Source organism: Enterobacter sp. 04-C-12-SI-ECC (assembly GCF_047530715.1).
Classification (GTDB): domain Bacteria; phylum Pseudomonadota; class Gammaproteobacteria; order Enterobacterales; family Enterobacteriaceae; genus Enterobacter; species Enterobacter bugandensis.
This window is the reverse complement of sequence record NZ_JBLKDI010000032.1, coordinates 1-26,353: the sequence shown is the minus strand read 5'-3', so window position 1 is coordinate 26,353 and position 26,353 is coordinate 1. Positions and strand designations below refer to the sequence as shown.

Sequence of the window (26,353 nt, the reverse complement as noted above, 5' to 3'; positions counted from 1 at the left end):
GAGTGGGAAGCGAAAATCATCGAACTGGCTGGCTTCCTGGATTCTTACATCCCAGAACCAGAGCGTGCGATTGACAAGCCATTCCTGCTGCCAATCGAAGACGTATTCTCCATCTCCGGTCGTGGTACCGTTGTTACCGGTCGTGTAGAGCGCGGTATCATCAAAGTTGGTGAAGAAGTTGAAATCGTTGGTATCAAAGAGACTGCGAAGTCTACCTGTACTGGCGTTGAAATGTTCCGCAAACTGCTGGACGAAGGCCGTGCTGGTGAGAACGTTGGTGTTCTGCTGCGTGGTATCAAACGTGAAGAAATCGAACGTGGTCAGGTTCTGGCGAAGCCAGGCTCAATCAAGCCACACACCAAGTTCGAATCTGAAGTGTACATTCTGTCCAAAGACGAAGGCGGCCGTCATACTCCGTTCTTCAAAGGCTACCGTCCACAGTTCTACTTCCGTACAACTGACGTGACCGGTACCATCGAACTGCCAGAAGGCGTAGAGATGGTAATGCCAGGCGACAACATCAAGATGGTTGTGACTCTGATCCACCCAATCGCGATGGACGACGGTCTGCGTTTCGCAATCCGTGAAGGCGGCCGTACCGTTGGCGCGGGCGTTGTTGCTAAAGTTCTCGGCTAATCGCTGATAACATTTGACGCAATGCGCAATAAAAGGGCATCATTTGATGCCCTTTTTGCACGCTTTCACATCAGAACCTGGCTCATCAGTGATTAATTTTGTCATAATCATTGCTGAGACAGGCTCTGCGGAGAGCGTATAATACGAAAAGCGAATAGCATTTCGATTGGTTTGCCTCGCACTCGCGGGGTGAAAATGTTTGTAGAATACTTCTGACAGGTTGGTTTATGAGTGCGAATACCGAAGCTCAAGGGAGCGGGCGCGGCCTGGAAGCGATGAAATGGGTAGTTGTAGCCGTGCTGCTGATTGTGGCGATTGTCGGCAACTATCTTTATCGTGACATGATGCTGCCGCTACGCGCGCTTGCAGTGGTAATTCTGATTGCTGCGGCGGGTGGTGTCGCGCTGTTGACGACAAAAGGCAAAGCGACCGTTGCGTTTGCCCGCGAAGCGCGTACCGAAGTCCGCAAGGTCATTTGGCCGACTCGCCAGGAAACATTGCACACCACGCTGATCGTAGCGGCGGTTACCGCTGTAATGTCACTGATCCTGTGGGGACTGGATGGTATTCTGGTTCGCCTGGTATCCTTTATCACTGGCCTGAGGTTCTGAGATGTCTGAAGCCCCTAAAAAGCGCTGGTACGTCGTTCAGGCGTTTTCCGGTTTTGAAGGCCGCGTAGCAACGTCGCTGCGTGAGCATATCAAATTACACAACATGGAAGAGTTGTTTGGCGAAGTTATGGTTCCGACCGAAGAAGTGGTTGAGATCCGTGGCGGCCAGCGTCGCAAAAGCGAGCGCAAATTCTTCCCGGGTTACGTGCTGGTTCAGATGGTTATGAACGACGCGAGCTGGCACCTGGTGCGCAGCGTGCCGCGTGTGATGGGCTTTATCGGCGGCACGTCTGACCGTCCGGCGCCAATCAGCGACAAAGAAGTTGATGCGATTATGAACCGCCTGCAGCAGGTGGGTGATAAGCCGCGTCCGAAAACGCTGTTTGAACCGGGTGAAATGGTTCGTGTTAATGACGGTCCGTTTGCTGACTTTAATGGCGTGGTTGAAGAAGTGGACTATGAGAAGTCCCGCCTGAAAGTTTCTGTTTCTATCTTCGGTCGTGCGACCCCGGTAGAGCTGGACTTTGCCCAGGTAGAAAAAGCCTAAGCAGCGATCAAAAAAGCGACGATTTAATCGTTGCACAAGGCGCGAGATTGGAATACAATTTCGCGCCTTTTGTTTTTATGGGTTACGGCCCGTAAAACGAATTTTATTCACGGGGAGCCTCCCTGAGGCGCTATTACCCAATCAGAGGATTTTAGAATGGCTAAGAAAGTACAAGCCTACGTCAAGCTGCAGGTTGCAGCTGGTATGGCGAACCCAAGTCCACCAGTTGGTCCAGCTCTGGGTCAGCAGGGTGTGAACATCATGGAATTCTGTAAAGCGTTCAACGCAAAAACTGAATCCCTGGAAAAAGGTCTGCCAATCCCAGTCGTAATCACTGTTTACGCTGACCGTTCTTTCACTTTCGTTACCAAAACCCCTCCAGCAGCAGTTCTGCTGAAGAAAGCGGCTGGTATCAAGTCTGGTTCCGGTAAACCGAACAAAGACAAAGTGGGTAAAATTTCCCGCGCTCAGCTGCAGGAAATCGCGCAGACCAAAGCTGCCGACATGACTGGTGCCGACATTGAAGCGATGACTCGCTCCATCGAAGGTACTGCACGTTCCATGGGCCTGGTAGTGGAGGACTAAGAAATGGCTAAACTGACCAAGCGCATGTCCGTGATCCGTGACAAAGTTGATGCGACCAAACAGTACGACATCAACGAAGCTATTGCTCTGCTGAAAGAACTGGCGACTGCTAAGTTCGTTGAAAGCGTTGACGTTGCCGTTAACCTGGGCATCGATGCTCGTAAATCCGATCAGAACGTTCGTGGCGCAACTGTACTGCCACACGGTACTGGCCGTTCCGTTCGCGTAGCTGTATTTGCTCAGGGTGCAAACGCTGAAGCTGCTAAAGCTGCCGGCGCTGAACTGGTAGGTATGGAAGATCTGGCTGATCAGATCAAGAAAGGCGAAATGAACTTTGACGTTGTTATTGCTTCTCCAGATGCAATGCGCGTTGTTGGCCAGCTGGGCCAGGTTCTGGGTCCACGCGGCCTGATGCCAAACCCGAAAGTAGGTACTGTAACCCCTAACGTTGCTGAAGCGGTTAAGAACGCTAAAGCAGGTCAGGTTCGTTATCGTAACGACAAAAACGGCATCATCCACACCACCATCGGTAAAGTGGACTTTGACGCTGACAAACTGAAAGAAAACCTGGAAGCTCTGCTGGTTGCGCTGAAAAAAGCTAAACCAACTCAGGCGAAAGGCGTGTACATCAAGAAAGTTAGCATCTCCACCACCATGGGTGCAGGTGTTGCAGTTGACCAGGCTGGCCTGAGCGCTGCTGCAAACTAATGCCTTTACGTGGGCGGTGATTTTGTCTACAATCTTACCCCCACGTTTGCTAACGAAAGTTAGCGGCTAAAAGATTTGTTCGTTGGAGCCTGGCCTATCCAGGCCTCCGTCGAAGACCGCAGGTGTTTCGCAAGAAACTTAATCCCCTGCGTAGACGGTGACAGAACGCTAAGATTATTTTTAATACTCTGGCTTGTTTCTGCTCACCGTATTAAGACGCTCTTCCCGTTGGGTTGAGTGAAGTGAGTTCCGGAACATGAGTTCCGGCAAACATCCAGGAGCAAAGCTAATGGCTTTAAATCTTCAAGACAAACAAGCGATTGTTGCTGAAGTCAGCGAAGTAGCCAAAGGCGCGCTGTCTGCAGTAGTTGCGGATTCCCGTGGCGTTACTGTAGACAAAATGACTGAACTGCGTAAAGCAGGTCGTGAAGCTGGCGTATACATGCGTGTTGTTCGTAACACCCTGCTGCGTCGCGTAGTTGAAGGTACTCAGTTCGAGTGCCTGAAAGACACGTTTGTTGGTCCGACCCTGATTGCATACTCTATGGAACACCCGGGCGCTGCTGCTCGTCTGTTCAAAGAGTTCGCGAAAGCGAATGCAAAATTTGAGGTCAAAGCTGCAGCCTTTGAAGGTGAGTTGATCCCGGCATCGCAAATCGATCGCCTGGCAACCCTGCCGACCTACGAAGAAGCAATTGCACGCCTGATGGCAACCATGAAAGAAGCTGCGGCTGGCAAACTGGTTCGCACTCTGGCTGCTGTACGCGATGCGAAAGAAGCTGCTTAATCGCAGTTATCTTTATAAAGCATTTGCTTACGTATAAACTTATTCTGATTTTCAGGAACAATTTAAATGTCTATCACTAAAGATCAAATCATTGAAGCAGTTGCAGCTATGTCCGTAATGGACGTTGTAGAGCTGGTATCTGCAATGGAAGAAAAATTCGGTGTTTCTGCTGCTGCTGCTGTAGCTGTAGCTGCTGGCCCAGCTGAAGCTGCTGAAGAAAAAACTGAATTCGACGTAATTCTGAAAGCTGCTGGCGCGAACAAAGTTGCTGTTATCAAAGCAGTACGTGGCGCAACTGGCCTGGGTCTGAAAGAAGCTAAAGACCTGGTAGAATCTGCTCCAGCTGCGCTGAAAGAAGGCGTGAGCAAAGACGACGCAGAAGCACTGAAAAAATCTCTGGAAGAAGCTGGCGCTGAAGTTGAAGTTAAATAAGCCAACTTTTCTGGTTGCAGCCTAAGCAATTAGGCTGATGGCTGGTGACTTTTTAGTCACCAGCCTTTTTGCGCTGTAAGGCATCAGTAGCATTTCACACTGTTTGACTGCTGATTGTCCTGACAATGCTTGTTTCTATCGACGACTTAATATACTGCGACAGGGTGCTCGCTCTGTGTAAATCGCAATGAAATGGTTTAAGCGTGATAGCAACAGGTATTGCGGAAAGTATTCAATTTTCCGGTCCACAAAATGGTGTTGCACAAACTGTCCCTTCGTCGGACAGATGGGTCGACTTGTCAGCGAGCTGAGGAACCCTATGGTTTACTCCTATACCGAGAAAAAACGTATTCGTAAGGATTTTGGTAAACGTCCACAAGTTCTGGACATTCCATATCTCCTTTCTATCCAGCTTGACTCGTTCCAGAAGTTTATCGAGCAAGATCCTGAAGGGCAGTACGGTCTGGAAGCAGCCTTCCGTTCCGTGTTCCCGATTCAGAGCTACAGCGGTAACTCCGAGCTGCAGTACGTCAGCTACCGCCTTGGCGAACCGGTGTTTGACGTTCAGGAATGTCAGATCCGTGGCGTGACCTATTCCGCACCGCTGCGCGTAAAACTGCGTCTGGTGATCTACGAGCGCGAAGCGCCGGAAGGCACCGTAAAAGACATTAAAGAACAAGAAGTCTACATGGGTGAGATTCCACTCATGACGGACAACGGTACTTTCGTTATCAACGGTACTGAGCGTGTTATCGTTTCCCAGCTGCATCGTAGCCCGGGCGTCTTCTTCGACAGCGATAAAGGTAAAACACACTCTTCCGGTAAAGTACTGTATAACGCACGCATCATTCCTTACCGTGGTTCATGGCTGGACTTCGAGTTCGATCCAAAAGACAACCTGTTTGTCCGTATCGACCGTCGTCGTAAACTGCCTGCAACCATCATTCTGCGTGCACTGAACTATACCACTGAGCAGATCCTGGACCTGTTCTTTGAGAAAGTGATCTTTGAAATCCGCGACAACAAGCTGCAGATGGAGCTGGTGCCGGAACGTCTGCGTGGTGAGACCGCGTCGTTCGACATCGAAGCCGACGGCAAAGTGTATGTGGAAAAAGGTCGCCGTATCACCGCGCGCCACATCCGCCAGCTGGAAAAAGATGATATCAAACACATCGAAGTTCCGGTTGAATACATTGCAGGAAAAGTAGCCGCGAAAGATTACGTTGATGAATCAACTGGCGAGCTGATCTGCCCGGCGAACATGGAGCTGAGCCTGGATCTGCTGGCTAAGCTGAGCCAGTCTGGCCACAAACGTATCGAAACGCTGTTCACCAACGATCTGGACCACGGTCCGTACATCTCTGAGACTGTACGCGTCGACCCAACCAACGATCGTCTGAGCGCGCTGGTAGAAATCTACCGCATGATGCGCCCTGGTGAGCCACCAACTCGCGAAGCGGCTGAAAGCCTGTTCGAGAACCTGTTCTTTTCCGAAGACCGCTACGATCTGTCCGCGGTAGGTCGTATGAAGTTCAACCGTTCTCTGCTGCGCGACGAGATCGAAGGTTCCGGTATCCTGAGCAAAGACGACATCATCGAAGTGATGAAGAAGCTCATCGATATCCGTAACGGTAAAGGCGAAGTGGACGATATCGACCACCTCGGCAACCGTCGTATCCGTTCCGTAGGCGAAATGGCGGAAAACCAGTTCCGCGTTGGCCTGGTACGTGTAGAGCGTGCGGTGAAAGAGCGTCTGTCTCTGGGCGATCTGGATACCCTGATGCCTCAGGATATGATCAACGCCAAGCCGATTTCTGCAGCAGTGAAAGAGTTCTTTGGTTCCAGCCAGCTGTCTCAGTTCATGGACCAGAACAACCCGCTGTCTGAGATCACGCACAAACGTCGTATCTCTGCACTCGGCCCAGGCGGTCTGACCCGTGAACGTGCAGGCTTTGAGGTTCGAGACGTACACCCGACTCACTACGGTCGCGTATGTCCAATCGAAACGCCTGAAGGTCCAAACATCGGTCTGATCAACTCCCTGTCCGTGTACGCACAGACAAACGAATACGGTTTCCTTGAGACCCCGTATCGTAAAGTGACCGACGGTGTGGTTACCGACGAAATTCATTACCTGTCTGCTATCGAAGAAGGCAACTACGTTATCGCTCAGGCGAACTCCAACCTGGATGACGAAGGCCACTTTGTAGAAGATCTGGTTACCTGCCGTAGCAAAGGCGAATCCAGCTTGTTCAGCCGCGACCAGGTTGACTACATGGACGTATCCACCCAGCAGGTGGTATCCGTCGGTGCGTCCCTGATCCCGTTCCTGGAACACGATGACGCCAACCGTGCATTGATGGGTGCGAACATGCAACGTCAGGCCGTTCCAACTCTGCGTGCTGATAAGCCGCTGGTTGGTACCGGTATGGAACGTGCTGTTGCCGTTGACTCCGGTGTTACTGCAGTTGCTAAGCGTGGCGGTACCGTTCAGTACGTTGACGCATCCCGTATCGTTATCAAAGTTAACGAAGACGAGATGTATCCGGGCGAAGCGGGTATCGACATCTACAACCTGACCAAATACACCCGTTCTAACCAGAACACCTGTATCAACCAGATGCCTTGCGTATCTCTGGGTGAGCCAGTTGAGCGCGGCGACGTGCTGGCAGACGGTCCGTCCACTGACCTCGGTGAACTGGCGCTCGGTCAGAACATGCGCGTAGCGTTCATGCCGTGGAACGGTTACAACTTCGAAGACTCCATCCTCGTATCCGAGCGTGTGGTTCAGGAAGATCGTTTCACCACCATCCACATTCAGGAACTGGCCTGTGTGTCCCGTGACACCAAGCTGGGGCCAGAAGAGATCACTGCCGACATCCCTAACGTGGGTGAAGCTGCGCTCTCCAAGCTGGATGAATCCGGTATTGTTTACATCGGTGCGGAAGTGACCGGCGGCGACATTCTGGTAGGTAAGGTGACGCCGAAAGGTGAAACCCAGCTGACCCCAGAAGAGAAACTGCTGCGTGCTATCTTCGGTGAGAAAGCGTCTGACGTTAAAGACTCTTCTCTGCGCGTACCAAACGGTGTTTCCGGTACGGTTATCGACGTTCAGGTCTTCACTCGTGATGGCGTTGAGAAAGATAAGCGTGCGCTGGAAATCGAAGAGATGCAGCTCAAACAGGCTAAGAAAGACCTGTCTGAAGAACTGCAGATCCTCGAAGCAGGTCTGTTCAGCCGTATCTATGCGGTGCTGGTTGCCGGTGGCGTTGAAGCTGAGAAGCTCGACAAACTGCCACGCGATCGCTGGCTGGAACTCGGCCTGACCGACGAAGAGAAACAAAATCAGCTGGAACAGCTGGCTGAGCAGTATGACGAACTGAAACACGAGTTCGAGAAAAAACTCGAAGCGAAACGCCGCAAAATCACTCAGGGCGACGATCTGGCACCAGGCGTGCTGAAGATTGTTAAGGTGTATCTGGCTGTTAAACGTCAGATCCAGCCTGGTGATAAGATGGCAGGTCGTCACGGTAACAAGGGTGTTATCTCTAAGATCAACCCGATCGAAGATATGCCGCACGATGCTAACGGTACGCCGGTAGATATCGTACTGAACCCACTGGGCGTACCGTCTCGTATGAACATTGGTCAGATCCTGGAAACCCACCTGGGTATGGCTGCGAAAGGTATCGGCGACAAGATCAACGCCATGCTGAAACAGCAGCAGGAAGTCGCGAAACTGCGCGAATTCATCCAGCGTGCCTACGATCTGGGTACCGACGTGCGTCAGAAAGTCGACCTGAACACCTTCAGCGATGAAGAAGTGCTGCGTCTGGCAGAGAACCTGCGCAAAGGTATGCCAATTGCAACGCCGGTATTCGACGGTGCAAAAGAAGCTGAAATTAAAGAGCTGCTGCAACTGGGTGGTCTGCCAACGTCTGGTCAGATTACGCTGTTTGACGGCCGTACCGGTGAACAGTTTGAGCGTCCAGTAACCGTAGGTTACATGTACATGCTGAAACTGAACCACCTGGTCGACGACAAGATGCACGCTCGTTCTACCGGTTCTTACAGCCTGGTTACTCAGCAGCCGCTGGGTGGTAAGGCACAGTTCGGTGGTCAGCGCTTCGGGGAGATGGAAGTGTGGGCGCTGGAAGCATACGGCGCGGCATACACCCTGCAGGAAATGCTCACCGTTAAGTCTGATGACGTGAACGGTCGTACCAAGATGTATAAAAACATCGTGGACGGCAACCATCAGATGGAACCAGGCATGCCAGAATCCTTCAACGTACTGTTGAAAGAGATTCGTTCGCTGGGTATCAACATCGAACTGGAAGACGAGTAATTCTCGCTCAAACAGGTCACTGGTGCCGGGTTAACCCCCGGCACCGGATTGTGCTAACTCCGACGGGAGCAAATCCGTGAAAGATTTATTAAAGTTTCTGAAAGCGCAGACTAAAACCGAAGAGTTTGATGCGATCAAAATTGCTCTGGCTTCGCCAGACATGATCCGTTCATGGTCTTTCGGTGAAGTTAAAAAGCCGGAAACCATCAACTACCGTACGTTCAAACCTGAGCGTGACGGCCTTTTCTGTGCGCGTATTTTCGGGCCAGTAAAAGACTACGAGTGCCTGTGCGGTAAGTACAAGCGCCTGAAACACCGCGGTGTGATCTGTGAGAAGTGCGGCGTTGAAGTGACCCAGACTAAAGTACGCCGTGAGCGTATGGGCCACATCGAGCTGGCGTCTCCAACTGCTCACATCTGGTTCCTGAAATCTCTGCCGTCCCGTATCGGTCTGCTGCTGGATATGCCGCTGCGCGATATCGAACGTGTTCTGTACTTCGAATCTTATGTAGTTATCGAAGGCGGGATGACGAACCTGGAACGTCACCAGATCCTGACTGAAGAGCAGTATCTGGACGCGCTGGAAGAGTTCGGTGACGAATTCGACGCGAAGATGGGTGCGGAAGCTATTCAGGCCCTGCTGAAGAGCATGGATCTGGAGCAGGAGTGCGAGCAGCTGCGTGAAGAGCTGAACGAAACCAACTCCGAAACCAAGCGTAAAAAGCTGACCAAGCGTATCAAACTGCTGGAAGCGTTCGTTCAGTCTGGTAACAAACCAGAGTGGATGATCCTGACCGTTCTGCCGGTTCTGCCGCCAGATCTGCGTCCGCTGGTTCCGCTGGATGGTGGTCGTTTCGCAACGTCCGATCTGAACGATCTGTATCGTCGCGTTATCAACCGTAACAACCGTCTGAAACGTCTGCTGGATCTGGCTGCGCCGGACATCATCGTACGCAACGAAAAACGTATGCTGCAGGAAGCGGTAGATGCCCTGCTGGATAACGGTCGTCGCGGTCGTGCGATCACCGGTTCTAACAAGCGTCCTCTGAAATCTTTGGCCGACATGATCAAAGGTAAGCAGGGTCGTTTCCGTCAGAACCTGCTCGGTAAGCGTGTTGACTACTCCGGTCGTTCTGTAATCACCGTAGGTCCATACCTGCGTCTGCATCAGTGCGGTCTGCCGAAGAAAATGGCACTGGAGCTGTTCAAACCGTTCATCTACGGCAAGCTGGAGCTGCGTGGCCTGGCCACCACCATCAAAGCCGCTAAGAAAATGGTTGAGCGTGAAGAAGCTGTCGTTTGGGATATCCTGGACGAAGTTATCCGCGAACACCCGGTACTGCTGAACCGTGCACCAACCCTGCACCGTCTGGGTATCCAGGCATTTGAGCCAGTTCTGATCGAAGGTAAAGCTATCCAGCTGCACCCGCTGGTTTGTGCGGCCTATAACGCCGACTTCGATGGTGACCAGATGGCTGTTCACGTACCGCTGACGCTGGAAGCCCAGCTCGAAGCGCGTGCGCTGATGATGTCTACCAACAACATCCTGTCTCCAGCGAACGGTGAACCAATTATCGTTCCTTCTCAGGACGTTGTATTGGGTCTGTACTACATGACCCGTGACTGTGTTAACGCCAAAGGCGAAGGCATGGTGCTGACTGGCCCTAAAGAAGCTGAGCGTATTTATCGCGCTGGCCTGGCCTCTCTGCATGCGCGCGTTAAAGTGCGTATCACCGAATACGAAAAAGATGCAAACGGCGAATTCGTTGCGAAGACCAGCCTGAAAGACACGACCATTGGCCGTGCCATTCTGTGGATGATCGTACCGAAAGGTCTGCCTTTCTCCATCGTCAACCAGGCGCTGGGCAAGAAAGCGATCTCCAAAATGCTGAACACCTGTTACCGCATTCTGGGTCTGAAGCCGACCGTTATCTTCGCTGACCAGACTATGTACACCGGCTTTGCTTATGCAGCGCGTTCAGGTGCATCTGTTGGTATCGATGACATGGTCATCCCAGAGAAGAAACACGAGATCATCTCTGAAGCGGAAGCTGAAGTTGCTGAGATCCAGGAGCAGTTCCAGTCTGGTCTGGTAACCGCGGGCGAACGCTACAACAAAGTTATCGATATCTGGGCAGCGGCGAACGATCGTGTATCCAAAGCGATGATGGATAACCTGCAAACCGAAACCGTGATTAACCGTGACGGCGTCGAAGAGCAGCAGGTTTCCTTCAACAGCATCTACATGATGGCCGACTCCGGTGCGCGTGGTTCTGCAGCACAGATTCGTCAGCTGGCAGGTATGCGTGGTCTGATGGCGAAGCCAGATGGCTCCATCATCGAAACGCCAATCACCGCGAACTTCCGTGAAGGTCTGAACGTACTCCAGTACTTCATCTCCACGCACGGTGCGCGTAAAGGTCTGGCGGATACCGCACTGAAGACAGCGAACTCCGGTTATCTGACGCGTCGTCTGGTTGACGTTGCGCAGGATTTGGTTGTGACCGAAGACGATTGTGGCACCCTCGAAGGTATCACCATGACCCCGGTTATCGAGGGTGGTGATGTTAAAGAGCCGCTGCGCGATCGCGTACTGGGTCGTGTGACCGCGGAAGACATTCTGAAGCCGGGCACCGCAGACATTCTGGTTCCACGCAATACGCTGCTGCACGAACAGTGGTGTGACCTGCTGGAAGCGAACTCTGTTGACTCTGTGAAAGTGCGTTCCGTTGTATCCTGTGACACCGACTTTGGTGTGTGTGCGCACTGCTACGGTCGTGACCTGGCGCGTGGCCACATCATCAACAAAGGTGAAGCCATCGGCGTTATCGCAGCACAGTCCATCGGTGAGCCGGGTACACAGCTGACGATGCGTACGTTCCACATCGGTGGTGCGGCATCTCGTGCGGCTGCTGAATCCAGCATTCAGGTGAAAAACAAAGGTAGCATCAAGCTCAGCAACGCGAAGTCTGTTGTTAACTCCGCAGGCAAGCTGGTTGTGACCTCTCGTAACACCGAGCTGAAGCTGATCGACGAATTCGGTCGTACCAAAGAGAGCTATAAAGTGCCTTACGGTGCGGTTATGGCGAAAGGTGATGGCGAGCAGGTTGCCGGCGGTGAAACCGTTGCAAACTGGGATCCACACACCATGCCGGTTATCACCGAAGTAAGTGGTTTCATCCGCTTTACTGACATGATCGACGGCCAGACCATTACTCGTCAGACCGACGAGCTGACCGGTCTGTCTTCTCTGGTGGTTCTGGATTCTGCTGAACGTACTACCGGCGGTAAAGATCTGCGTCCTGCACTGAAAATCGTTGATGCGCAGGGTAACGACGTTCTGATCCCGGGTACCGATATGCCTGCGCAGTACTTCCTGCCGGGTAAAGCGATTGTACAGCTGGAAGATGGCGTACAGATCAGCTCTGGTGACACCCTGGCGCGTATTCCTCAGGAATCCGGCGGTACCAAGGACATCACCGGTGGTCTGCCACGCGTTGCGGACCTGTTCGAAGCACGTCGTCCGAAAGAGCCTGCAATCCTGGCTGAAATCAGCGGGATCATCTCCTTCGGTAAAGAGACTAAAGGTAAGCGCCGTCTGGTTATCACCCCAGTAGATGGCAGCGAGCCGTACGAAGAGATGATTCCTAAGTGGCGTCAGCTCAACGTGTTCGAAGGCGAACGTGTAGAACGTGGTGACGTGGTTTCCGACGGTCCAGAAGCGCCGCACGACATCCTGCGTCTGCGTGGTGTGCATGCTGTTACTCGTTACATTGTTAACGAAGTACAGGACGTATACCGCCTGCAGGGCGTTAAGATTAACGATAAGCACATCGAAGTTATCGTTCGTCAGATGCTGCGTAAAGCAACCATCGAAAACGCGGGCAGCTCCGACTTCCTGGAAGGCGAGCAGGTTGAATACTCACGCGTTAAGATCGCTAACCGCGATCTGGAAGCGAACGGCAAAATCGGTGCGACCTTCGCACGCGATCTGCTGGGTATCACCAAAGCGTCTCTGGCAACCGAGTCCTTCATCTCCGCAGCATCGTTCCAGGAAACGACTCGTGTCCTGACCGAAGCCGCTGTTGCAGGTAAACGTGATGAACTGCGCGGTCTGAAAGAGAACGTTATCGTGGGTCGTCTGATCCCTGCCGGTACCGGTTATGCGTACCATCAGGATCGTATGCGTCGTCGCGCAGCGGGCGAACTGCCAGCAGCACCGCAGGTTACTGCTGAAGATGCATCCGCGAGCCTGGCAGAACTGCTGAACGCAGGTCTGGGCGGTTCCGACAACGAGTAATCGTTGATGCCGTAAATAAAAAACCCGCCTCGGCGGGTTTTTTTATATCTGCATTTCTTCAATTCACTAGCGGGATGCGTCGATAAAGCTCAATCATATCGCCCGCCAGATCCTGAATAACCATCGCGTTCATCAGGTGGTCCTGAGAATGAACGGTGATCAAGTTAACAGGCAGTTTCCCGGTCCCTTCGTCAAGTCCAATAAGCTGCGTCTGGATCGTATGCGCGTGCTTCACATATTCGCGGGATTCTTCCATCGCTTTTTCAGCTTCGTCAAACTCACCTTTACGCGCCATCTGCAGAGCCGTCAGGGCCGCACTGCGGGCCGCACCGGCGTTGACCAGCAGTTCCATGATTGTGGTTTCTAAGTCTTCCATTATGACTCCAGCAGTTTAAGCGCTTTTTCCAGTACGGCATCGCCTTTCATCATGCCGTAATCCATCATGTCGATCACCGCGACCTTTTTGCCCAGAGGGTCGGCCTGTGCCTGCAGTTTAGCCTGCTCGTATTTGACCTGTGGCCCCAGCAATACGATGTCGGCCGTCGCGATATTGTCTTTAAACTCCGCAACCGGAACGGCTTTAATGGTGACTTCAACCCCTTTTTTCTGCGCGGCATCTTTCATACGTTGAACCAGCATGCTGGTTGACATTCCCGCTGCACAGCATAAAACGATGTTCTTCATAATCAGCCTCGATCTACATGTGTTTATTGATAATTATCCTGCGCAGAGAGCTTCAACAACCGCTTTACCGCGATTGTGTGTCAGGCATCACAAAGAAAGCGGCATTTTTCTGAAACCGGTTACAATTCTTCGAGTAAGAGAGAAAGTCAGCCGACGGCAGTGCGAACTATACGGTTTTTTCCCTGCTTTTTAGCACTGTAGAGCGCGTTATCAACGCTACCTACAAATTGTTCCAGCGGTTCGAAATGCCATTCACCCAGACCCGCGCTGAACGTGACGTGCAGATTTTCTTCCCGCCATACGCGTCTTTCAACGGCGGTGCGCCATGCGTCAAGCAATGAAAATGCGGCAGCGATCTGCTCGGCCTGGAAAATTACCGCGAACTCTTCACCACCGTAGCGATAGACCGAGACGTGGTGGGGCTGCATTATCTGGATCCCTTCGCGCGCCACGTTACGCAGGACAATGTCGCCGCTCAGGTGTCCCCACGTGTCGTTAATTGACTTGAAGTTATCAATATCAACCAGCGCCATCGCGAAAGGCTGGTGGGCATTTAATAATTCCTCCACATCGTTATCGAACGCACGGCGGTTTTTGCAGCCGGTCAGCGCATCGTGAGTTGCCTGACGAACATACGCCATCTCACGCTCTTTATTGGACTGAATGGTGCGGCTCAGCATCGCTTCCAGACGCGGCGCCTGGCTCACATCGCCCGTTTTGATCGCATTGATAATGGTCATCAACACGGTACGCGAGGCATGACGCAGATAGAGGCCGAAGAGAATGATAATGATGGCCGCCAGCGCGAAACCCCAGCCTACGATCGTCGTTTCGTGTCGGGTGATATCGGTAAGCGTTGCGCCAGAGACCCTGTAGATGACAAACCAGTCCGGATTGGTAAATGAGTAGTAGTAATACCAGGCGTCGGTTTTCTTATCGTAAAGGTGGCCTTCGCCGCTGGTCATTTTATCCATCAGCGCTTCGCTGACGTACTGTTTGAAAAGCGCGCCGGTATCAGGGTGCAGCACGACGGCGCCATCGCGTTCTACGACGAAGAATTCCCCCTGAACAGGGGCGACCATCTGACGCAGGGTGTAGCCCATTGACGTTAAGTCGAGATGAAACGCAATCGTACCTTTAAGTCGACCTTCTGGTGAAATTAACGGTTTATAGAGTGTGACCGTCGGATGACCGTTGAAGTAGTCCATATAGGGACGGGTGTAGTGGCTGAATATACTGGCTTCAGCATGGGCGACAAACCACGGACGCGTCCGGGGATCGAAGGTTTTACTCTTTTCCGTCTGGAGCACTTCCGGGGCGCGCAGATAATGTCCCTGCGTGTCTGCCAGCGAGATGGATGACACGGTCGGCATCAGGTTTTGCAAATGCATCATCATCTGCAGGCCTTGCGTCGGGTTGACGTTGAGGGTCTCGTTTAGCCTGTCATCGCGTGCAAAGTACATCGCGGAGCGGCCCAGGATATAGTCGTTTTCACGCAGGATTGACTCGGTGTAGTTCACCGCAAGGTTATGGGTGAAATTGCCATTAATCTTATGATAGTCCTCAAGGAAATCCTTTCGTTGTGAAAGGGTTACCACGACCGCGATCAGCGCAAAACTGCACAGAATCCCCGCGAAGCTGAGCATAATTGGTCGGGTGAAAGAGAGCTTTTTGCTGTAAAGTGCCATGAGTTGTACATCGATCCTGATGGTGAATATTTTTCGTCTGCCGATATCCTCTCAGCATAGTCGCTGTCCTGCGGTTAGCGGTGAATTATACGGAACACGATTTCAGGCGAGATGATTTATCTTAAGAATCACTAAGAAATTCCTTATCCATACTTTTGCGCCCCTCTTATGCACGGAATCGGAGGCAGGGCGAAACGAGGAAGAAGCTTTTCGCCCTGGTCAGCGTCCGTTGCTGACCTGATGAAAATAAAAAACCGGACGAGCGCTGACAATCATCCGGTTTTACCTTTCCGTAACGCCTCGATAATTTTCTACCGTGTTGCAGTGCGTTACATCGTCATTGCGAGGCTCTTCCCAGCCAGCTGTCCCAGTCTTTCCAGACAGGCTGTAAACCCTGTGCCGTCAGGGCGGCGGCAACGGCTTCCGGACGCCGTCCGTCATGCGGTGCAAACTGCTCCAGCTCCGGATGATCGTCTGCATACCCGCCCGGCTGCGTTTTGGAAAACGCGCTGACGTTGTTAATCGCCAGCGGGATGACGCGATCGCGAAACGCCGGGGATTCACGCGTTGAGAGCGATAACTCCACTTCCGGGGCGAGCAGGCGAAACGCGCAGATGGTTTGCACCAGCTGGCGTTCATCCATCAGCGAAGCCGGTTCAATGCCGCCTGCGCAGGGGCGCAGGCGTGGGAAGGAGATGGAGTATCGGGTCTGCCAGTAGTGCTGTTGCAGCCACAGGAGATGTTCTGCCACCATGTAGCAATCTACCCGCCAGCTGTCGGAAAGCCCAATTAGCGCACCCAGCCCGATTTTGTCGATCCCGGCGCGGCCCAGCCTGTCCGGCGTTTCCAGCCGGAAGAAAAAATCCTGCTTCTTCCCTTTCAGGTGATGCCGCGCGTACGTCGCCTCGTGGTAGGTTTCCTGATAGACCATTACACCGTCCAGCCCGAGCGTTTTTAACTCCGCATACTCGTCCTGCGACAGGGGCTGAACCTCCATCTGCAACGACGCAAACTCCCGACGTATCGCAGGCAGATGCTGGCGGAAATAGTCCATTCCCACTTTCCCCTGATGCTCGCCCGTGACCAGAAGAAGATGCTCAAAACCCATTTCACGAATGGCCGCACACTCGCGGGCAATCTCACCTTCATCGAGCGTTTTCCGCTTGATGCGGTTGCTCATGGAGAAGCCGCAGTAGGTGCAGTCATTGGCGCACAGGTTGGAGAGATAGAGTGGCACGTAGAAGCTCACCGTGTTGCCAAAACGCTGGCGGGTGAGCCGCTGCGCTCGCTGCGCCATCGGTTCAAGGTAGGCGCTGGCCGCCGGGGAGAGCAGGGCCATCAGATCCTCGCGGGTCAGCTGACGGGCGTGCAGCGCGCGCTCCACGTCAGCCGCCGTTTTGCTGTTGATGCGCAGGGCTATATCGTCCCAGTTAAGCTCGCGCCAGCGCTCGGTAAACGTGCTCATGAGAGCGCCTCCAGAAAGCCGGTAAGCGGGCTGGTGGCCTGTGCCTGAAAACTGCGCGAGCCGGGGCCGGACTCTCTGGCCAGCACGCCAGCCTCCACGGCGAGACGAAACGCACGCGCCATCATGACCGGGTCGTCGGCCACCGCAATGGCGGTATTCACCAGCACCGCGTCGGCCCCCATTTCCAGCGCCTGCGCGGCATGGCTGGGCACGCCGATCCCCGCATCCACCACCACCGGCACGGTCGCCTGCTCGATGATGATCTCCAGCATCGCGCGGGTTTCCAGCCCCTGATTGGAGCCAATGGGCGCCCCCAGCGGCATGACGGCGGCGCAGCCGACCTCTTCCAGACGCTTACACAGCACGGGATCCGCGCCGCAGTAAGGCAGAACGGTAAACCCCTGCTGCACCAGCTTTTCTGCGGCTTTCAGGGTCTCGATCGGGTCGGGCAGCAGCCAGCGGGCATCCGGGTGAATTTCCAGCTTCAGCCAGCGGGTGCCGAGCGCTTCCCGCGCCAGCTGTGCGGCGAAAATCGCCTCCTCGGCCGTTTTCGCTCCGGAAGTGTTTGGTAAGAGCGTCACGCCTGCCTCCAGTAGCGGCGCAAGTATGGCATCGTTGTGCTGGCGCAGATCCACGCGCTTCATCGCCAGCGTCACCAGCTGGCTGCCACTTTCACGAATAGCATCCACCATCAGCTGCGGCGAGGCGAATTTGCCGGTTCCGGTAAACAGATGTGAATCAAAGACTTTATCAGCAATACGTAACATCTCAGCCCCCAGCGATAACCTGAAACAGCAGGATCTGGTCGCCTTCATTGACCTGCTGAAGTTCCCACTGCTCGCGCGGCAGGATCTGTTGATTGAGCGCCAGCGCCGTTCCCGGCTTAAGCTGGCGCAATTTGTCGAGCAGGGCGGCAACGGTGAGACCGTCGTCGCACGTCATCGGCTCATCGTTAAACAGAATGCGCATCGTGGCCTCCGCATACCGGGCAGTGGCTGGCGCGGTGTAGTGCCAGATGGCGCCAGCCGCTGGAGCGGGCGTCGAACAGCCGGAGCGTGTTGCGTTCCGTCTCCATGCCGCTGAGCAGCTTGATAGCCTCCAGTGCCTGAAGGGTACCCATCACGCCCACCACCGGGCCAAGAATGCCTGCCGTGCGGCAGTTACGCTCCGGTTCAGCCTCGTCCGGCCACAGGCAGCGGTAGCAGCCCTGCGCCCACGGCGGGGTCAGGACCATCATCTGCCCGCCAAACCCCACCGCGCTGGCGGTGATAAGCGGCGTATTCGTTGCCACGCAGGCGGCGTTAATTGCCTGGCGCGTCGCCATGTTGTCCGTGCAGTCCAGCACCGCGTCGGCAAGGGCAACTTCACGTTGCAGCTCGTCTCCGCCAAGCCGCGTCTGGAGCGCAATCAGTTCGATATCCGGATTAAGCTGGTGAAGCCGCTGCCGGGTGATCTGCGCTTTAGGCTGGTTAACATCTTCAGTCGTGAAGAGGATTTGCCGTTGCAGGTTGCTGAGGTGCACCTCGTCGTCATCGGCCAGCACCAGCGTGCCCACGCCCGCACCAGCCAGATACAGCGCGGCGGGCGCGCCTAATCCGCCCAGGCCGACAATCAGTACCCGGCTGGCGAGCAGCTTTTGCTGCCCGTCAATTGCAATATCCTCCAGCAGGATCTGGCGGCTGTAGCGCATAAAATCGCGGTCATTCATCGCCCGCTCCTGCCAGCTGTAAAAGCTGCGCGGTGGCGGACCGCCAGTCTGCCGCCTGGGTGATAGCGCTGACGACGGCGATACTGCCGACGCCGGTCTCCAGCACCGCCGGGGCGCGTTCAAGGCTGATTCCACCGATGGCGACGGTCGGGTAATCGGCAAGGCGCTTAACGTGCGCCGTCAGCTGCGTCAGACCCTGCGGGGCAGAAGGCATCTGCTTGGTTTGCGTCGGAAAAACGTGACCGAGGGCGATGTAGGAGGGGCGGGCCGCCAGCGCCACGTCGATTTCCATATCATCGTGTGTTGAAACGCCAAGGCGCAGGCCAGCCTGGCGAATGGCGTTCAGATCGGTGGTTTCCAGATCCTCCTGGCCCAAATGCACGCCGTACGCCCGGTGCTTAACGGCCAGCCGCCAGTAGTCGTTGATAAACAGGCGAGCAGTGTAGCGATGCCCCAGCGCGATGGCGGCGACGACGTCGGCCTCCACCTCTTCATCACGCTTATCTTTGATGCGCAGCTGGAGGGTGCGAACGCCGGCCTCCAGCAGGCGTTCGATCCACTCCACGCTGTCCACCACCGGGTAAAGCCCTAAGCGAAAGGGCACGGAGGGGAAATCGGGCTTGTACATTACGCCTCCTCTTTTTTGAGGTAAATTTCGCCGCCTCTGGCGCGGAAGGTTTCCGACATGTCCGCCATACCGACTTCAATGGTCTGTGCGGCGGCGTAATCCCGCACCTCCTGGCTGATTTTCATCGAGCAGAATTTTGGCCCGCACATGGAACAGAAGTGCGCCACCTTGCCCGACTCCTGGGGCAGGGTTTCGTCGTGATAGGCGCGGGCGGTGAACGGATCCAGCGCCAGGTTGAACTGGTCTTCCCAGCGGAATTCAAAGCGCGCTTTGGACATTGCGTTATCGCGGATTTGCGCGCCCGGATGGCCTTTCGCCAGATCCGCCGCGTGGGCGGCAATTTTATAGGTAATCAGTCCCTGCTTTACGTCCTCTTTGTTGGGCAGGCCGAGATGCTCTTTCGGCGTCACGTAGCAGAGCATGGCGCAGCCAAACCAGCCGATCATCGCCGCGCCAATCCCGGAGGTGAAGTGGTCGTAGCCCGGTGCGATATCTGTGGTCAATGGCCCCAGAGTGTAGAACGGCGCTTCGTGGCAGTGCTCCAGCTCCTCGGTCATGTTGCGGCGTATCATCTGCATCGGCACGTGGCCCGGGCCTTCAATCATCACCTGCACGTCATACTCCCAGGCGATTTTGGTCAGCTCGCCCAGGGTGTGCAGCTCGGCAAACTGCGCTTCGTCGTTGGCATCGCGGATGGAGCCCGGACGCAGGCCGTCGCCCAGCGACAGGGAGACGTCGTACGCGGCGCAGATTTCGCAGATCTCGCGGAAGTGCTCGTAGAGGAAGTTTTCCTGATGATGGGACAGGCACCACTTCGCCATGATGGAGCCACCCCGCGAGACGATGCCGGTCAGACGTTTCGCCGTCATCGGTACGTAGCGCAGCAGCACGCCCGCGTGGATGGTGAAGTAGTCCACGCCCTGTTCCGCCTGCTCCAGCAGCGTGTCGCGGAACGCTTCCCAGGTGAGGTTTTCAGCAATGCCGTTGACCTTCTCCAGCGCCTGGTAAATCGGGACGGTACCAATCGGCACCGGGCTGTTACGCAGGATCCACTCGCGGGTTTCGTGGATGTAACGGCCAGTGGAGAGGTCCATCACCGTGTCCGCGCCCCAGCGCGTGGACCAGACCAGCTTTTCCACCTCTTCTTCGATGGACGAGGTGACGGCAGAGTTGCCGATGTTGGCGTTGACCTTCACCAGGAAGTTGCGGCCGATAATCATCGGCTCCGATTCCGGGTGGTTGATGTTGGCGGGGATAATCGCGCGCCCGGCGGCCACTTCGTCACGCACAAACTCCGGCGTGATGTTCTCCGGCAGGCGAGCGCCAAAGCCTTCACCCGGATGCTGGTGGCGCAATATTTCGCTGCGGATGCGCTCGCGGCCCATGTTTTCGCGGATGGCGATGAACTCCATCTCCGGCGTGACGATACCCTGGCGCGCGTAGTGCAGCTGGGTGACGCACTTGCCCGCTCTGGCGCGTTTTGGCGTCAGCAGGCCGGTAAAGCGCAGCTCGTCCAGGCCGTCGTCGGCCAGGCGTTCTTTGGTGTACGCAGAACTGCGTACGCTCAGTTCTTCGCAGTCGTTACGCGCCTCAATCCACGGCTGGCGCAGCTTTGCCAGACCTTGCTGCACGTTGATAGCAACATCAGGATCGCCGTACGGGCCGGAGGTGTCGTATACCGGCACGGCTTCGTTGTCTTCATACTGGGGGTTCTCTTTGCTGCCGCCGATAAGCGTCGGGCTGAGCTGGATTTCGCGCATCGGCACGCGGATATCGGCCTGTGAACCGGTGATGTAGATGCGTTTCGAGTTCGGGAAAGCGGTGCCTTCCAGGGTGTCGATGAAGTGTTGGGCCTGTGCACGCTGTTCGCGGCGGGTCAGTTTTGTTGTAGACATAGCTCATTCCAAAAGTGAAGGACATGGCTTGTCAGACGACGGATGAAGCAAGAGGAGATCGCCCCAGGGGCGATACAACAGCAGCGTGACTCTTGTTCCCTTCGCAGGTATTAACCTGATCAGGTTCCGCGGATCCCGAATTAACGGTCTCAGCCCGTGCTTACACACTGGGCACTCCGACAAGAAAAATCCCCCTCCGCAGAGGGGCGACTGGTTGTAAATTACTCGTTAACAGTTAAGAACTCAAGCAGGGCGCGCAACGTTATCGCTGCTGCTGATATTCAGGTTGTTATCCAGTACGAGGGCGATGAGCTTATCTTCCAGCGTGAATCGCTCTTCCAGCGCTTCGCCCAGGTCGGACAGCGCCTGCTGGAACTCAAGATAGTTATCGTGATCGATGGCGTTCTCGAGCGTGGAATCGTAATAGTCCATGATCTGCTGGGTATTGGCTTCCAGCTGCGGACAGAGTTTGCTGGCCGCTAAATACGGCGTTGTCCCTTCCATTTCGCGGATAATGCGTTCATAAATGTTGAAATGGCCGTCGGAGAGGTAGTCGACCAGGCTCTGACAAAAATCATCCAGCGCTTTTTCGTTCAGCCGCATAAAGGATTCTTTGCCAGGCTTAAGACCGACCAGATTGTAATACGCCACAAGGAGATGCTTGCGCACATGTAGCCAGCGATCCACCAGGGTGTTACTTCCTCCAACGCGCTCAGTCAGGCTTTCCAGCTGGTTTAACATGGTCGACTCCATAAGGTTTAGAATGGGATCTGCTTATCCAAAATGTAACCACAATGCTAACAACATGTCAGTGAAGCGAAGGTAGTGCAATAGATATGGATCGTATTATTGAAAAATCAGATCTGGGTTGGTGGATCGTCAGCCACGAACAAAAATTATGGCTGCCCTCAGGAGAGTTGCCCTACGGTGCCGCGGAAACGTTCGATCTGGTGGGCCAGCCCGCGCTGAAGATCGGCGAGTGGCAGGGCGATCCCGTGTGGTTGATCCAACAGTCGCGCCGTCAGGATATGGGATCCGTACGTCAGGTGTTAGATCTGGACGTCGGCCTGTTCCAGCTGGCGGGGCGGGGCGTGCAGCTGGCGGAGTTTTACCGTTCGCACAAATATTGCGGTTACTGCGGCCACACCATGCATCCAAGCAAAACCGAATGGGCGCTGCTCTGCGGCCACTGCCGTGAACGCTACTACCCGCAAATCGCGCCGTGCATCATCGTTGCCATCCGCCGTGATGATTCCATCCTGCTGGCGCAACATACCCGTCATCGCAACGGCATTCATACCGTCCTTGCCGGGTTCGTCGAAGTCGGCGAAACGCTGGAGCAGGCGGTGGCGCGCGAGGTGATGGAGGAGAGCAGCATCAAGGTGAAGAACCTGCGCTACGTGACCTCCCAGCCGTGGCCGTTCCCGATGTCTCTGATGACCGCGTTTATGGCGGAATATGACAGCGGCGAGATTGTTATCGACCAGAAAGAGCTGCTGGAGGCGAACTGGTACCGCTACGACAATTTACCGCTGTTACCCCCTCCGGGAACGGTGGCGCGTCGCCTGATAGAAGATACCGTGGCAATCTGTCGGGCCGAGTATGAGTAGTGTTACACTGACGGACTGACGCAATAAGGAACTGCAAAATGACCGAACTGAAGAACGATCGTTATCTGCGTGCGCTGCTGCGCCAGCCCGTTGATGTCACCCCGGTGTGGATGATGCGCCAGGCGGGACGCTATCTGCCAGAGTACAAAGCCACGCGCGCGCAGGCGGGCGATTTTATGTCGCTGTGCAAAAACGCCGAGCTGGCCTGTGAGGTGACGCTCCAGCCGCTGCGCCGCTTCCCGCTGGATGCCGCCATTCTCTTTTCGGACATTCTTACCATTCCGGACGCGATGGGCCTGGGGCTCTATTTCGAAACCGGCGAGGGCCCGCGCTTTACCTCGCCGATCAAAAGCAAAGCCGACGTCGATAAGCTGCCGATCCCCGATCCGGAAGGCGAACTGGGCTACGTGATGAACGCCGTGCGCACCATTCGCCGCGAGCTGAAAGGCGAAGTGCCGCTGATTGGGTTCTCCGGCAGCCCGTGGACGCTGGCCACCTACATGGTTGAAGGCGGCAGCAGCAAAGCCTTCACCATGATTAAAAAGATGATGTACGCCGAACCGCTGGCGCTGCATGCGCTGCTCGACAAGCTGGCGAAGAGCGTTACGCTCTACCTCAACGCGCAGATTAAAGCGGGCGCGCAATCGGTGATGATTTTCGACACCTGGGGCGGCGTGCTGACCGGACGTGATTATCAGCAGTTCTCCCTGTACTACATGCACAAAATCGTCGATGGCCTGCTGCGTGAAAACGACGGTCGCCGCGTGCCGGTGACGCTGTTCACCAAAGGTGGCGGCCAGTGGCTGGAAGCGATGGCGGCAACCGGCTGCGACGCGCTGGGCCTCGACTGGACCACCGATATTGCCGATGCCCGCCGCCGCGTGGGTGACAAAGTGGCGCTGCAGGGCAACATGGACCCGTCCATGCTCTATGCTCAGCCTGCCCGCATCGAAGAGGAAGTGTCGACTATACTGTCTGGTTTCGGCCAGGGTGAAGGCCACGTCTTTAACCTCGGCCACGGCATTCATCAGGATGTGCCGCCTGAACACGCAGGCGTATTTGTGGAGGCGGTGCATCGGCTTTCTGCCCAGTATCACAAGTAAGGAGTGGTTATGGATCTCGCGTCGCTACGCGCTCAGCAAATCGAACTGGCTTCATCGGTGATCCGCGAGGATCGTCTGGATAAGGATCCCCCGCAGTACATTGGCGGGGCGGACGTCGGGTTTGAGCAGGGCGGTGAAGTGACGCGGGCGGCGATGGTGGTGCTGAAATACCCGTCGCTGGAGCTGGTGGAGTACAAGGTGGCGCGTATCGCCACCACCATGCCCTATATTCCCGGCTTTCTCTCCTTCCGCGAATACCCCGCGCTGCTGGCCGCGTGGGAGCAACTCTCGCAAAAACCTGACCTCCTGTTTGTTGACGGGCACGGTATCTCCCATCCGCGTCGCTTAGGCGTCGCCAGCCACTTTGGTCTGCTGGTGGACGTGCCAACCATCGGCGTGGCGAAAAAACGCCTGTGCGGCGCGTTTGAGCCGCTTTCTGCCGAACCGGGCGCGCTGGCGCCGCTTATCCATAAAGGCGAGCAGCTGGCGTGGGTCTGGCGCAGTAAAGCGCGCTGTAATCCGCTGTTTATCGCCACCGGGCATCGGGTGAGCATGGACAGCGCGCTGGCGTGGGTGCAGCGCTGCATGAAGGGCTACCGGTTACCGGAGCCAACCCGCTGGGCTGACGCCGTTGCCTCTTCACGTCCGGCATTCATTCGTTGGCAGGAAATTCAGCCGTGATTCAGGTAAACTGCGGCTAATTTTCGATTCGAGACATCATCATGTTACAAAACCCGATTCATCTGCGCCTTGAGAAGCTGGAAAGCTGGCAGCACGTGACGTTTATGGCTTGCCTGTGCGAGCGCATGTATCCCAACTATGCCGCGTTCTGTAAGCAAACGGAGTTTGGCGAAGGCCAGATTTATCGACGTATCCTGGATTTGATCTGGGAGACGCTGACGGTGAAAGACGCAAAGGTGAACTTCGATTCACAGCTCGAAAAGCTGGAAGAGGCGATCCCGGCGGCGGACGATTACGACCTGTACGGCGTTTATCCGGCTATCGACGCCTGCGTGGCGTTGAGCGAGCTGATCCACTCCCGTCTGAGCGGTGAAACGCTGGAGCACGCCATTGAAGTCAGTAAGGCATCCATCACGACCGTCGCGATGCTGGAAATGACGCAGGAAGGCCGTGAAATGACCGACGAAGAGCTGCGTGCTAACCCGGCGGTTGAACAGGAATGGGATATTCAGTGGGAGATTTTCCGCCTGCTGGCAGAGTGTGAAGAGCGTGATATTGAGCTGATCAAAGGGCTGCGCGCGGACCTGCGTGAGGCCGGCGAGAGCAATATTGGTATAATTTTTAACCAATGAGACAACAAAACGTGATTTAACGCCTGTTTTGTCGCACCTCGACTCTTCCCTTCTGCCCCCCGTCTGGTCTACATTTGGGGGGCGAAAAAAAGTGGCTATCGGTGCGTGTATGCAGGAGAGTGCTTTTTTGGCATTTTCGTCGCACTCGATGCTTAGCAAGCGATAAACACATTGAAAGGATAACTTATGAACAAGACTCAACTGATTGATGTAATTGCGGACAAGGCTGATCTGTCTAAAGTGCAGGCTAAAGCTGCTCTGGAATCTACCCTGGCTGCTATTACTGAGTCTCTGAAAGAAGGCGATGCTGTACAACTGGTTGGTTTCGGTACCTTCAAAGTGAACCACCGCGCTGAGCGTACTGGCCGCAACCCGCAGACCGGTAAAGAAATCAAAATCGCCGCAGCTAACGTGCCGGCATTTGTTTCTGGTAAAGCACTGAAAGACGCAGTTAAGTAAGACGCGTGGCAGTGAACAGTTTTAACGAAGGGGCGGCAACGCCCCTTTTGTCATTCTGGCGTGGAACGCTCGCGCTGGCAGGCGTACTGTTGCTGTCTGCCTGTAGCCATGATTCCTCACTCCCCCCGTTTACCGCCAGCGGCTATGCTGACAACCAGGGCGCGGTCAGGATCTGGCGTAAAGATTCCAGCGATGAAGTCCATATGCTTACCGCGTTCAGCCCGTGGCATAACGGCAACACCTCGACCGCAGAGTACCGCTGGCAGGGCGATGCGCTATCGCTGATTGAACTGAACATCTACAGCAAGACCCCCGAACACGTTAAGGTGCGTTTCGACGACCACGGCGAGCTGAGCTTTATGCAGCATGAAGTCAGCGGATTGAAACAGCAGCTTTCCAGCGATCAGGTCGCCCTTTACCGCTACCGCGCCGAACAGCTCCGTCAGACCAGCGACGCGCTGCGTCAGGGCCGCGTGGTGCTGCGCCAGGGGCGCTGGCATGCCGATGGCACGGTGACCACCTGCGAAGGGCAGACCGTAAAGCCTGAGCTTGAATCCTGGGCAACCGAACACATTCAGCGCCGTCAGCGGCATTCGTCTATGGAAGTGAGCGTGGCGTGGCTTGAGGCGCCGGAAGGCTCTCAGCTGCTGCTGGTGGCGAACGAAGACTTCTGCACCTGGCAGCCGACAGAGAAAAGTTTTTGATTTAAGTTCCCTCTCCCTTGAGGGTGTACAGTCCGGGGACATGGTAGACAGGTGTTCGGGGACATGGTGAACACTTTTTAACATCCTTTACCCATGGTGATCGACTTTTTCTTCAGGTCGATCACCCCCACTTTCGTGCTGT

The 26,353-nt window shown here is 55.1% G+C and carries 26 protein-coding genes and 1 riboswitch; of the genes, 15 read left to right on the top strand and 11 right to left on the bottom strand.

The features are described 5' to 3' along the window. The 9 genes from ACMWL8_RS24045 to rpoC all read left to right on the top strand — a co-directional run. Positions 1–636 (top strand): EF-Tu/IF-2/RF-3 family GTPase (locus tag ACMWL8_RS24045; protein WP_265349468.1); only part of this gene is annotated, 636 nt, incomplete at its 5' end. A gap of 227 nt (positions 637–863) precedes the next feature. Continuing rightward, a complete protein-coding gene (gene secE / locus ACMWL8_RS24040; protein WP_003862342.1) occupies positions 864–1,247 on the top strand; it encodes a preprotein translocase subunit SecE in 384 nt (127 codons plus the stop codon). Position 1,248: 1 nt separating this feature from the next. Further along, entirely contained in the window at positions 1,249–1,794 is a 546-nt protein-coding gene (nusG, locus tag ACMWL8_RS24035; protein WP_003862341.1) for a transcription termination/antitermination protein NusG, read from the top strand. Between the two features lie 156 nt (positions 1,795–1,950). Continuing rightward, positions 1,951–2,379 (top strand): 50S ribosomal protein L11, encoded by a 429-nt coding sequence (gene rplK / locus ACMWL8_RS24030; protein WP_008503452.1) that lies wholly within the window; start codon positions 1,951–1,953, stop codon positions 2,377–2,379. A 3-nt stretch (positions 2,380–2,382) separates the two neighbouring features. After that, positions 2,383–3,087 (top strand): 50S ribosomal protein L1, encoded by a 705-nt coding sequence (gene rplA, locus ACMWL8_RS24025; protein WP_006810530.1) that lies wholly within the window; start codon positions 2,383–2,385, stop codon positions 3,085–3,087. Between the two features lie 289 nt (positions 3,088–3,376). Continuing rightward, positions 3,377–3,874: a 50S ribosomal protein L10 gene (gene rplJ, locus ACMWL8_RS24020; RefSeq protein WP_003862338.1), complete on the top strand. Its 498-nt coding sequence runs from the start codon at positions 3,377–3,379 to the stop codon at positions 3,872–3,874. Between the two features lie 66 nt (positions 3,875–3,940). After that, complete coding sequence (gene rplL / locus ACMWL8_RS24015) at positions 3,941–4,306, top strand: 50S ribosomal protein L7/L12 (protein ID WP_002445276.1); 366 nt, start codon at positions 3,941–3,943, stop codon at positions 4,304–4,306. Positions 4,307–4,625: 319 nt separating this feature from the next. After that, positions 4,626–8,654 carry a DNA-directed RNA polymerase subunit beta gene (gene rpoB / locus ACMWL8_RS24010; RefSeq protein ID WP_015569976.1) on the top strand — a complete coding sequence of 1,343 codons (4,029 nt, stop codon included), beginning with the start codon at positions 4,626–4,628 and terminating at the stop codon, positions 8,652–8,654. A 76-nt stretch (positions 8,655–8,730) separates the two neighbouring features. Beyond that, complete coding sequence (gene rpoC, locus ACMWL8_RS24005; RefSeq protein ID WP_028015097.1) at positions 8,731–12,954, top strand: DNA-directed RNA polymerase subunit beta'; 4,224 nt, start codon at positions 8,731–8,733, stop codon at positions 12,952–12,954. A 58-nt stretch (positions 12,955–13,012) separates the two neighbouring features. Here the strand turns inward: rpoC and ACMWL8_RS24000 are convergent, their stop codons facing one another. The 10 genes from ACMWL8_RS24000 to ACMWL8_RS23955 form a co-directional block, all read right to left on the bottom strand. Then, complete coding sequence (locus ACMWL8_RS24000; protein ID WP_008503455.1) at positions 13,013–13,330, bottom strand: PTS lactose/cellobiose transporter subunit IIA; 318 nt, start codon at positions 13,328–13,330, stop codon at positions 13,013–13,015. Beyond that, the gene (locus ACMWL8_RS23995) at positions 13,330–13,638 is read right to left on the bottom strand and encodes a PTS sugar transporter subunit IIB (protein ID WP_010425948.1); all 309 of its coding nucleotides are present in this window, start codon (positions 13,636–13,638) and stop codon (positions 13,330–13,332) included. Before ACMWL8_RS23995 ends, ACMWL8_RS24000 begins: the two co-directional genes overlap by 1 nt. Positions 13,639–13,784: 146 nt before the next feature. Next, positions 13,785–15,326 carry a sensor domain-containing diguanylate cyclase gene (locus tag ACMWL8_RS23990; protein WP_045261303.1) on the bottom strand — a complete coding sequence of 514 codons (1,542 nt, stop codon included), beginning with the start codon at positions 15,324–15,326 and terminating at the stop codon, positions 13,785–13,787. 337 nt (positions 15,327–15,663) lie between these two features. Then, a complete protein-coding gene (gene thiH / locus ACMWL8_RS23985) occupies positions 15,664–16,791 on the bottom strand; it encodes a 2-iminoacetate synthase ThiH (RefSeq protein WP_193032200.1) in 1,128 nt (375 codons plus the stop codon). Then, the gene (thiG, locus tag ACMWL8_RS23980; RefSeq protein ID WP_028015100.1) at positions 16,788–17,558 is read right to left on the bottom strand and encodes a thiazole synthase; all 771 of its coding nucleotides are present in this window, start codon (positions 17,556–17,558) and stop codon (positions 16,788–16,790) included. The genes thiH and thiG overlap by 4 nt, the downstream gene beginning before the upstream one ends. Position 17,559: 1 nt before the next feature. Further along, positions 17,560–17,760 carry a sulfur carrier protein ThiS gene (thiS, locus tag ACMWL8_RS23975; protein WP_028015101.1) on the bottom strand — a complete coding sequence of 67 codons (201 nt, stop codon included), beginning with the start codon at positions 17,758–17,760 and terminating at the stop codon, positions 17,560–17,562. Continuing rightward, complete coding sequence (locus tag ACMWL8_RS23970) at positions 17,744–18,499, bottom strand: HesA/MoeB/ThiF family protein (RefSeq protein ID WP_045261301.1); 756 nt, start codon at positions 18,497–18,499, stop codon at positions 17,744–17,746. Before ACMWL8_RS23970 ends, thiS begins: the two co-directional genes overlap by 17 nt. Beyond that, the gene (thiE, locus tag ACMWL8_RS23965; RefSeq protein ID WP_045261300.1) at positions 18,492–19,127 is read right to left on the bottom strand and encodes a thiamine phosphate synthase; all 636 of its coding nucleotides are present in this window, start codon (positions 19,125–19,127) and stop codon (positions 18,492–18,494) included. The genes ACMWL8_RS23970 and thiE overlap by 8 nt, the downstream gene beginning before the upstream one ends. Then, positions 19,127–21,022, bottom strand: coding sequence for a phosphomethylpyrimidine synthase ThiC (thiC, locus tag ACMWL8_RS23960; RefSeq protein ID WP_041911590.1), 1,896 nt, complete (start codon positions 21,020–21,022; stop codon positions 19,127–19,129). Before thiC ends, thiE begins: the two co-directional genes overlap by 1 nt. 79 nt (positions 21,023–21,101) lie before the next feature. Continuing rightward, a riboswitch (TPP riboswitch) is annotated at positions 21,102–21,211 on the bottom strand. Between the two features lie 54 nt (positions 21,212–21,265). After that, positions 21,266–21,763: an Rsd/AlgQ family anti-sigma factor gene (locus ACMWL8_RS23955; protein ID WP_028015105.1), complete on the bottom strand. Its 498-nt coding sequence runs from the start codon at positions 21,761–21,763 to the stop codon at positions 21,266–21,268. Positions 21,764–21,858: 95 nt separating this feature from the next. Here ACMWL8_RS23955 and nudC point away from each other — a divergent pair, with 95 nt between their 5' ends. The 6 genes from nudC to ACMWL8_RS23925 all read left to right on the top strand — a co-directional run bounded on the left by nudC (position 21,859) and on the right by ACMWL8_RS23925 (position 26,211). Further along, positions 21,859–22,632, top strand: coding sequence for an NAD(+) diphosphatase (gene nudC / locus ACMWL8_RS23950; protein ID WP_045261299.1), 774 nt, complete (start codon positions 21,859–21,861; stop codon positions 22,630–22,632). A 38-nt stretch (positions 22,633–22,670) separates the two neighbouring features. After that, a complete protein-coding gene (hemE, locus tag ACMWL8_RS23945; protein WP_028015107.1) occupies positions 22,671–23,735 on the top strand; it encodes a uroporphyrinogen decarboxylase in 1,065 nt (354 codons plus the stop codon). Positions 23,736–23,744: 9 nt separating this feature from the next. Then, positions 23,745–24,416, top strand: a complete 672-nt coding sequence (nfi, locus tag ACMWL8_RS23940; protein WP_010425928.1) for a deoxyribonuclease V — start codon at positions 23,745–23,747, stop codon at positions 24,414–24,416. Between the two features lie 41 nt (positions 24,417–24,457). Then, on the top strand, positions 24,458–25,048 hold the full coding sequence (locus tag ACMWL8_RS23935) for a YjaG family protein (RefSeq protein ID WP_022646712.1): 591 nt from the start codon (positions 24,458–24,460) through the stop codon (positions 25,046–25,048). 186 nt (positions 25,049–25,234) lie between these two features. Further along, positions 25,235–25,507: a nucleoid-associated protein HU-alpha gene (hupA, locus tag ACMWL8_RS23930; protein WP_002445246.1), complete on the top strand. Its 273-nt coding sequence runs from the start codon at positions 25,235–25,237 to the stop codon at positions 25,505–25,507. 11 nt (positions 25,508–25,518) lie between these two features. Continuing rightward, on the top strand, positions 25,519–26,211 hold the full coding sequence (locus ACMWL8_RS23925) for a DUF1481 domain-containing protein (protein WP_028015109.1): 693 nt from the start codon (positions 25,519–25,521) through the stop codon (positions 26,209–26,211). A 77-nt stretch (positions 26,212–26,288) separates the two neighbouring features. Here ACMWL8_RS23925 and ACMWL8_RS23920 read toward each other — a convergent pair. Continuing rightward, positions 26,289–26,353 (bottom strand): hypothetical protein (locus tag ACMWL8_RS23920; protein WP_233210447.1); only part of this gene is annotated, 65 nt, incomplete at its 5' end.

Coding starts and splice junctions, on each gene's coding strand:
- secE (WP_003862342.1), top strand. CDS start 864: ATGAGTGCGAATACCGAAGCTCAAGGGAGCGGGCGCGGCCTGGAAGCG.
- nusG (WP_003862341.1), top strand. CDS start 1,249: ATGTCTGAAGCCCCTAAAAAGCGCTGGTACGTCGTTCAGGCGTTTTCC.
- rplK (WP_008503452.1), top strand. CDS start 1,951: ATGGCTAAGAAAGTACAAGCCTACGTCAAGCTGCAGGTTGCAGCTGGT.
- rplA (WP_006810530.1), top strand. CDS start 2,383: ATGGCTAAACTGACCAAGCGCATGTCCGTGATCCGTGACAAAGTTGAT.
- rplJ (WP_003862338.1), top strand. CDS start 3,377: ATGGCTTTAAATCTTCAAGACAAACAAGCGATTGTTGCTGAAGTCAGC.
- rplL (WP_002445276.1), top strand. CDS start 3,941: ATGTCTATCACTAAAGATCAAATCATTGAAGCAGTTGCAGCTATGTCC.
- rpoB (WP_015569976.1), top strand. CDS start 4,626: ATGGTTTACTCCTATACCGAGAAAAAACGTATTCGTAAGGATTTTGGT.
- ACMWL8_RS24000 (WP_008503455.1), bottom strand. CDS start 13,330: ATGGAAGACTTAGAAACCACAATCATGGAACTGCTGGTCAACGCCGGT.
- ACMWL8_RS23995 (WP_010425948.1), bottom strand. CDS start 13,638: ATGAAGAACATCGTTTTATGCTGTGCAGCGGGAATGTCAACCAGCATG.
- ACMWL8_RS23990 (WP_045261303.1), bottom strand. CDS start 15,326: ATGGCACTTTACAGCAAAAAGCTCTCTTTCACCCGACCAATTATGCTC.
- thiH (WP_193032200.1), bottom strand. CDS start 16,791: ATGAGCACGTTTACCGAGCGCTGGCGCGAGCTTAACTGGGACGATATA.
- thiG (WP_028015100.1), bottom strand. CDS start 17,558: ATGTTACGTATTGCTGATAAAGTCTTTGATTCACATCTGTTTACCGGA.
- thiS (WP_028015101.1), bottom strand. CDS start 17,760: ATGCGCATTCTGTTTAACGATGAGCCGATGACGTGCGACGACGGTCTC.
- ACMWL8_RS23970 (WP_045261301.1), bottom strand. CDS start 18,499: ATGAATGACCGCGATTTTATGCGCTACAGCCGCCAGATCCTGCTGGAG.
- thiE (WP_045261300.1), bottom strand. CDS start 19,127: ATGTACAAGCCCGATTTCCCCTCCGTGCCCTTTCGCTTAGGGCTTTAC.
- thiC (WP_041911590.1), bottom strand. CDS start 21,022: ATGTCTACAACAAAACTGACCCGCCGCGAACAGCGTGCACAGGCCCAA.
- ACMWL8_RS23955 (WP_028015105.1), bottom strand. CDS start 21,763: ATGTTAAACCAGCTGGAAAGCCTGACTGAGCGCGTTGGAGGAAGTAAC.
- nudC (WP_045261299.1), top strand. CDS start 21,859: ATGGATCGTATTATTGAAAAATCAGATCTGGGTTGGTGGATCGTCAGC.
- hemE (WP_028015107.1), top strand. CDS start 22,671: ATGACCGAACTGAAGAACGATCGTTATCTGCGTGCGCTGCTGCGCCAG.
- nfi (WP_010425928.1), top strand. CDS start 23,745: ATGGATCTCGCGTCGCTACGCGCTCAGCAAATCGAACTGGCTTCATCG.
- ACMWL8_RS23935 (WP_022646712.1), top strand. CDS start 24,458: ATGTTACAAAACCCGATTCATCTGCGCCTTGAGAAGCTGGAAAGCTGG.
- hupA (WP_002445246.1), top strand. CDS start 25,235: ATGAACAAGACTCAACTGATTGATGTAATTGCGGACAAGGCTGATCTG.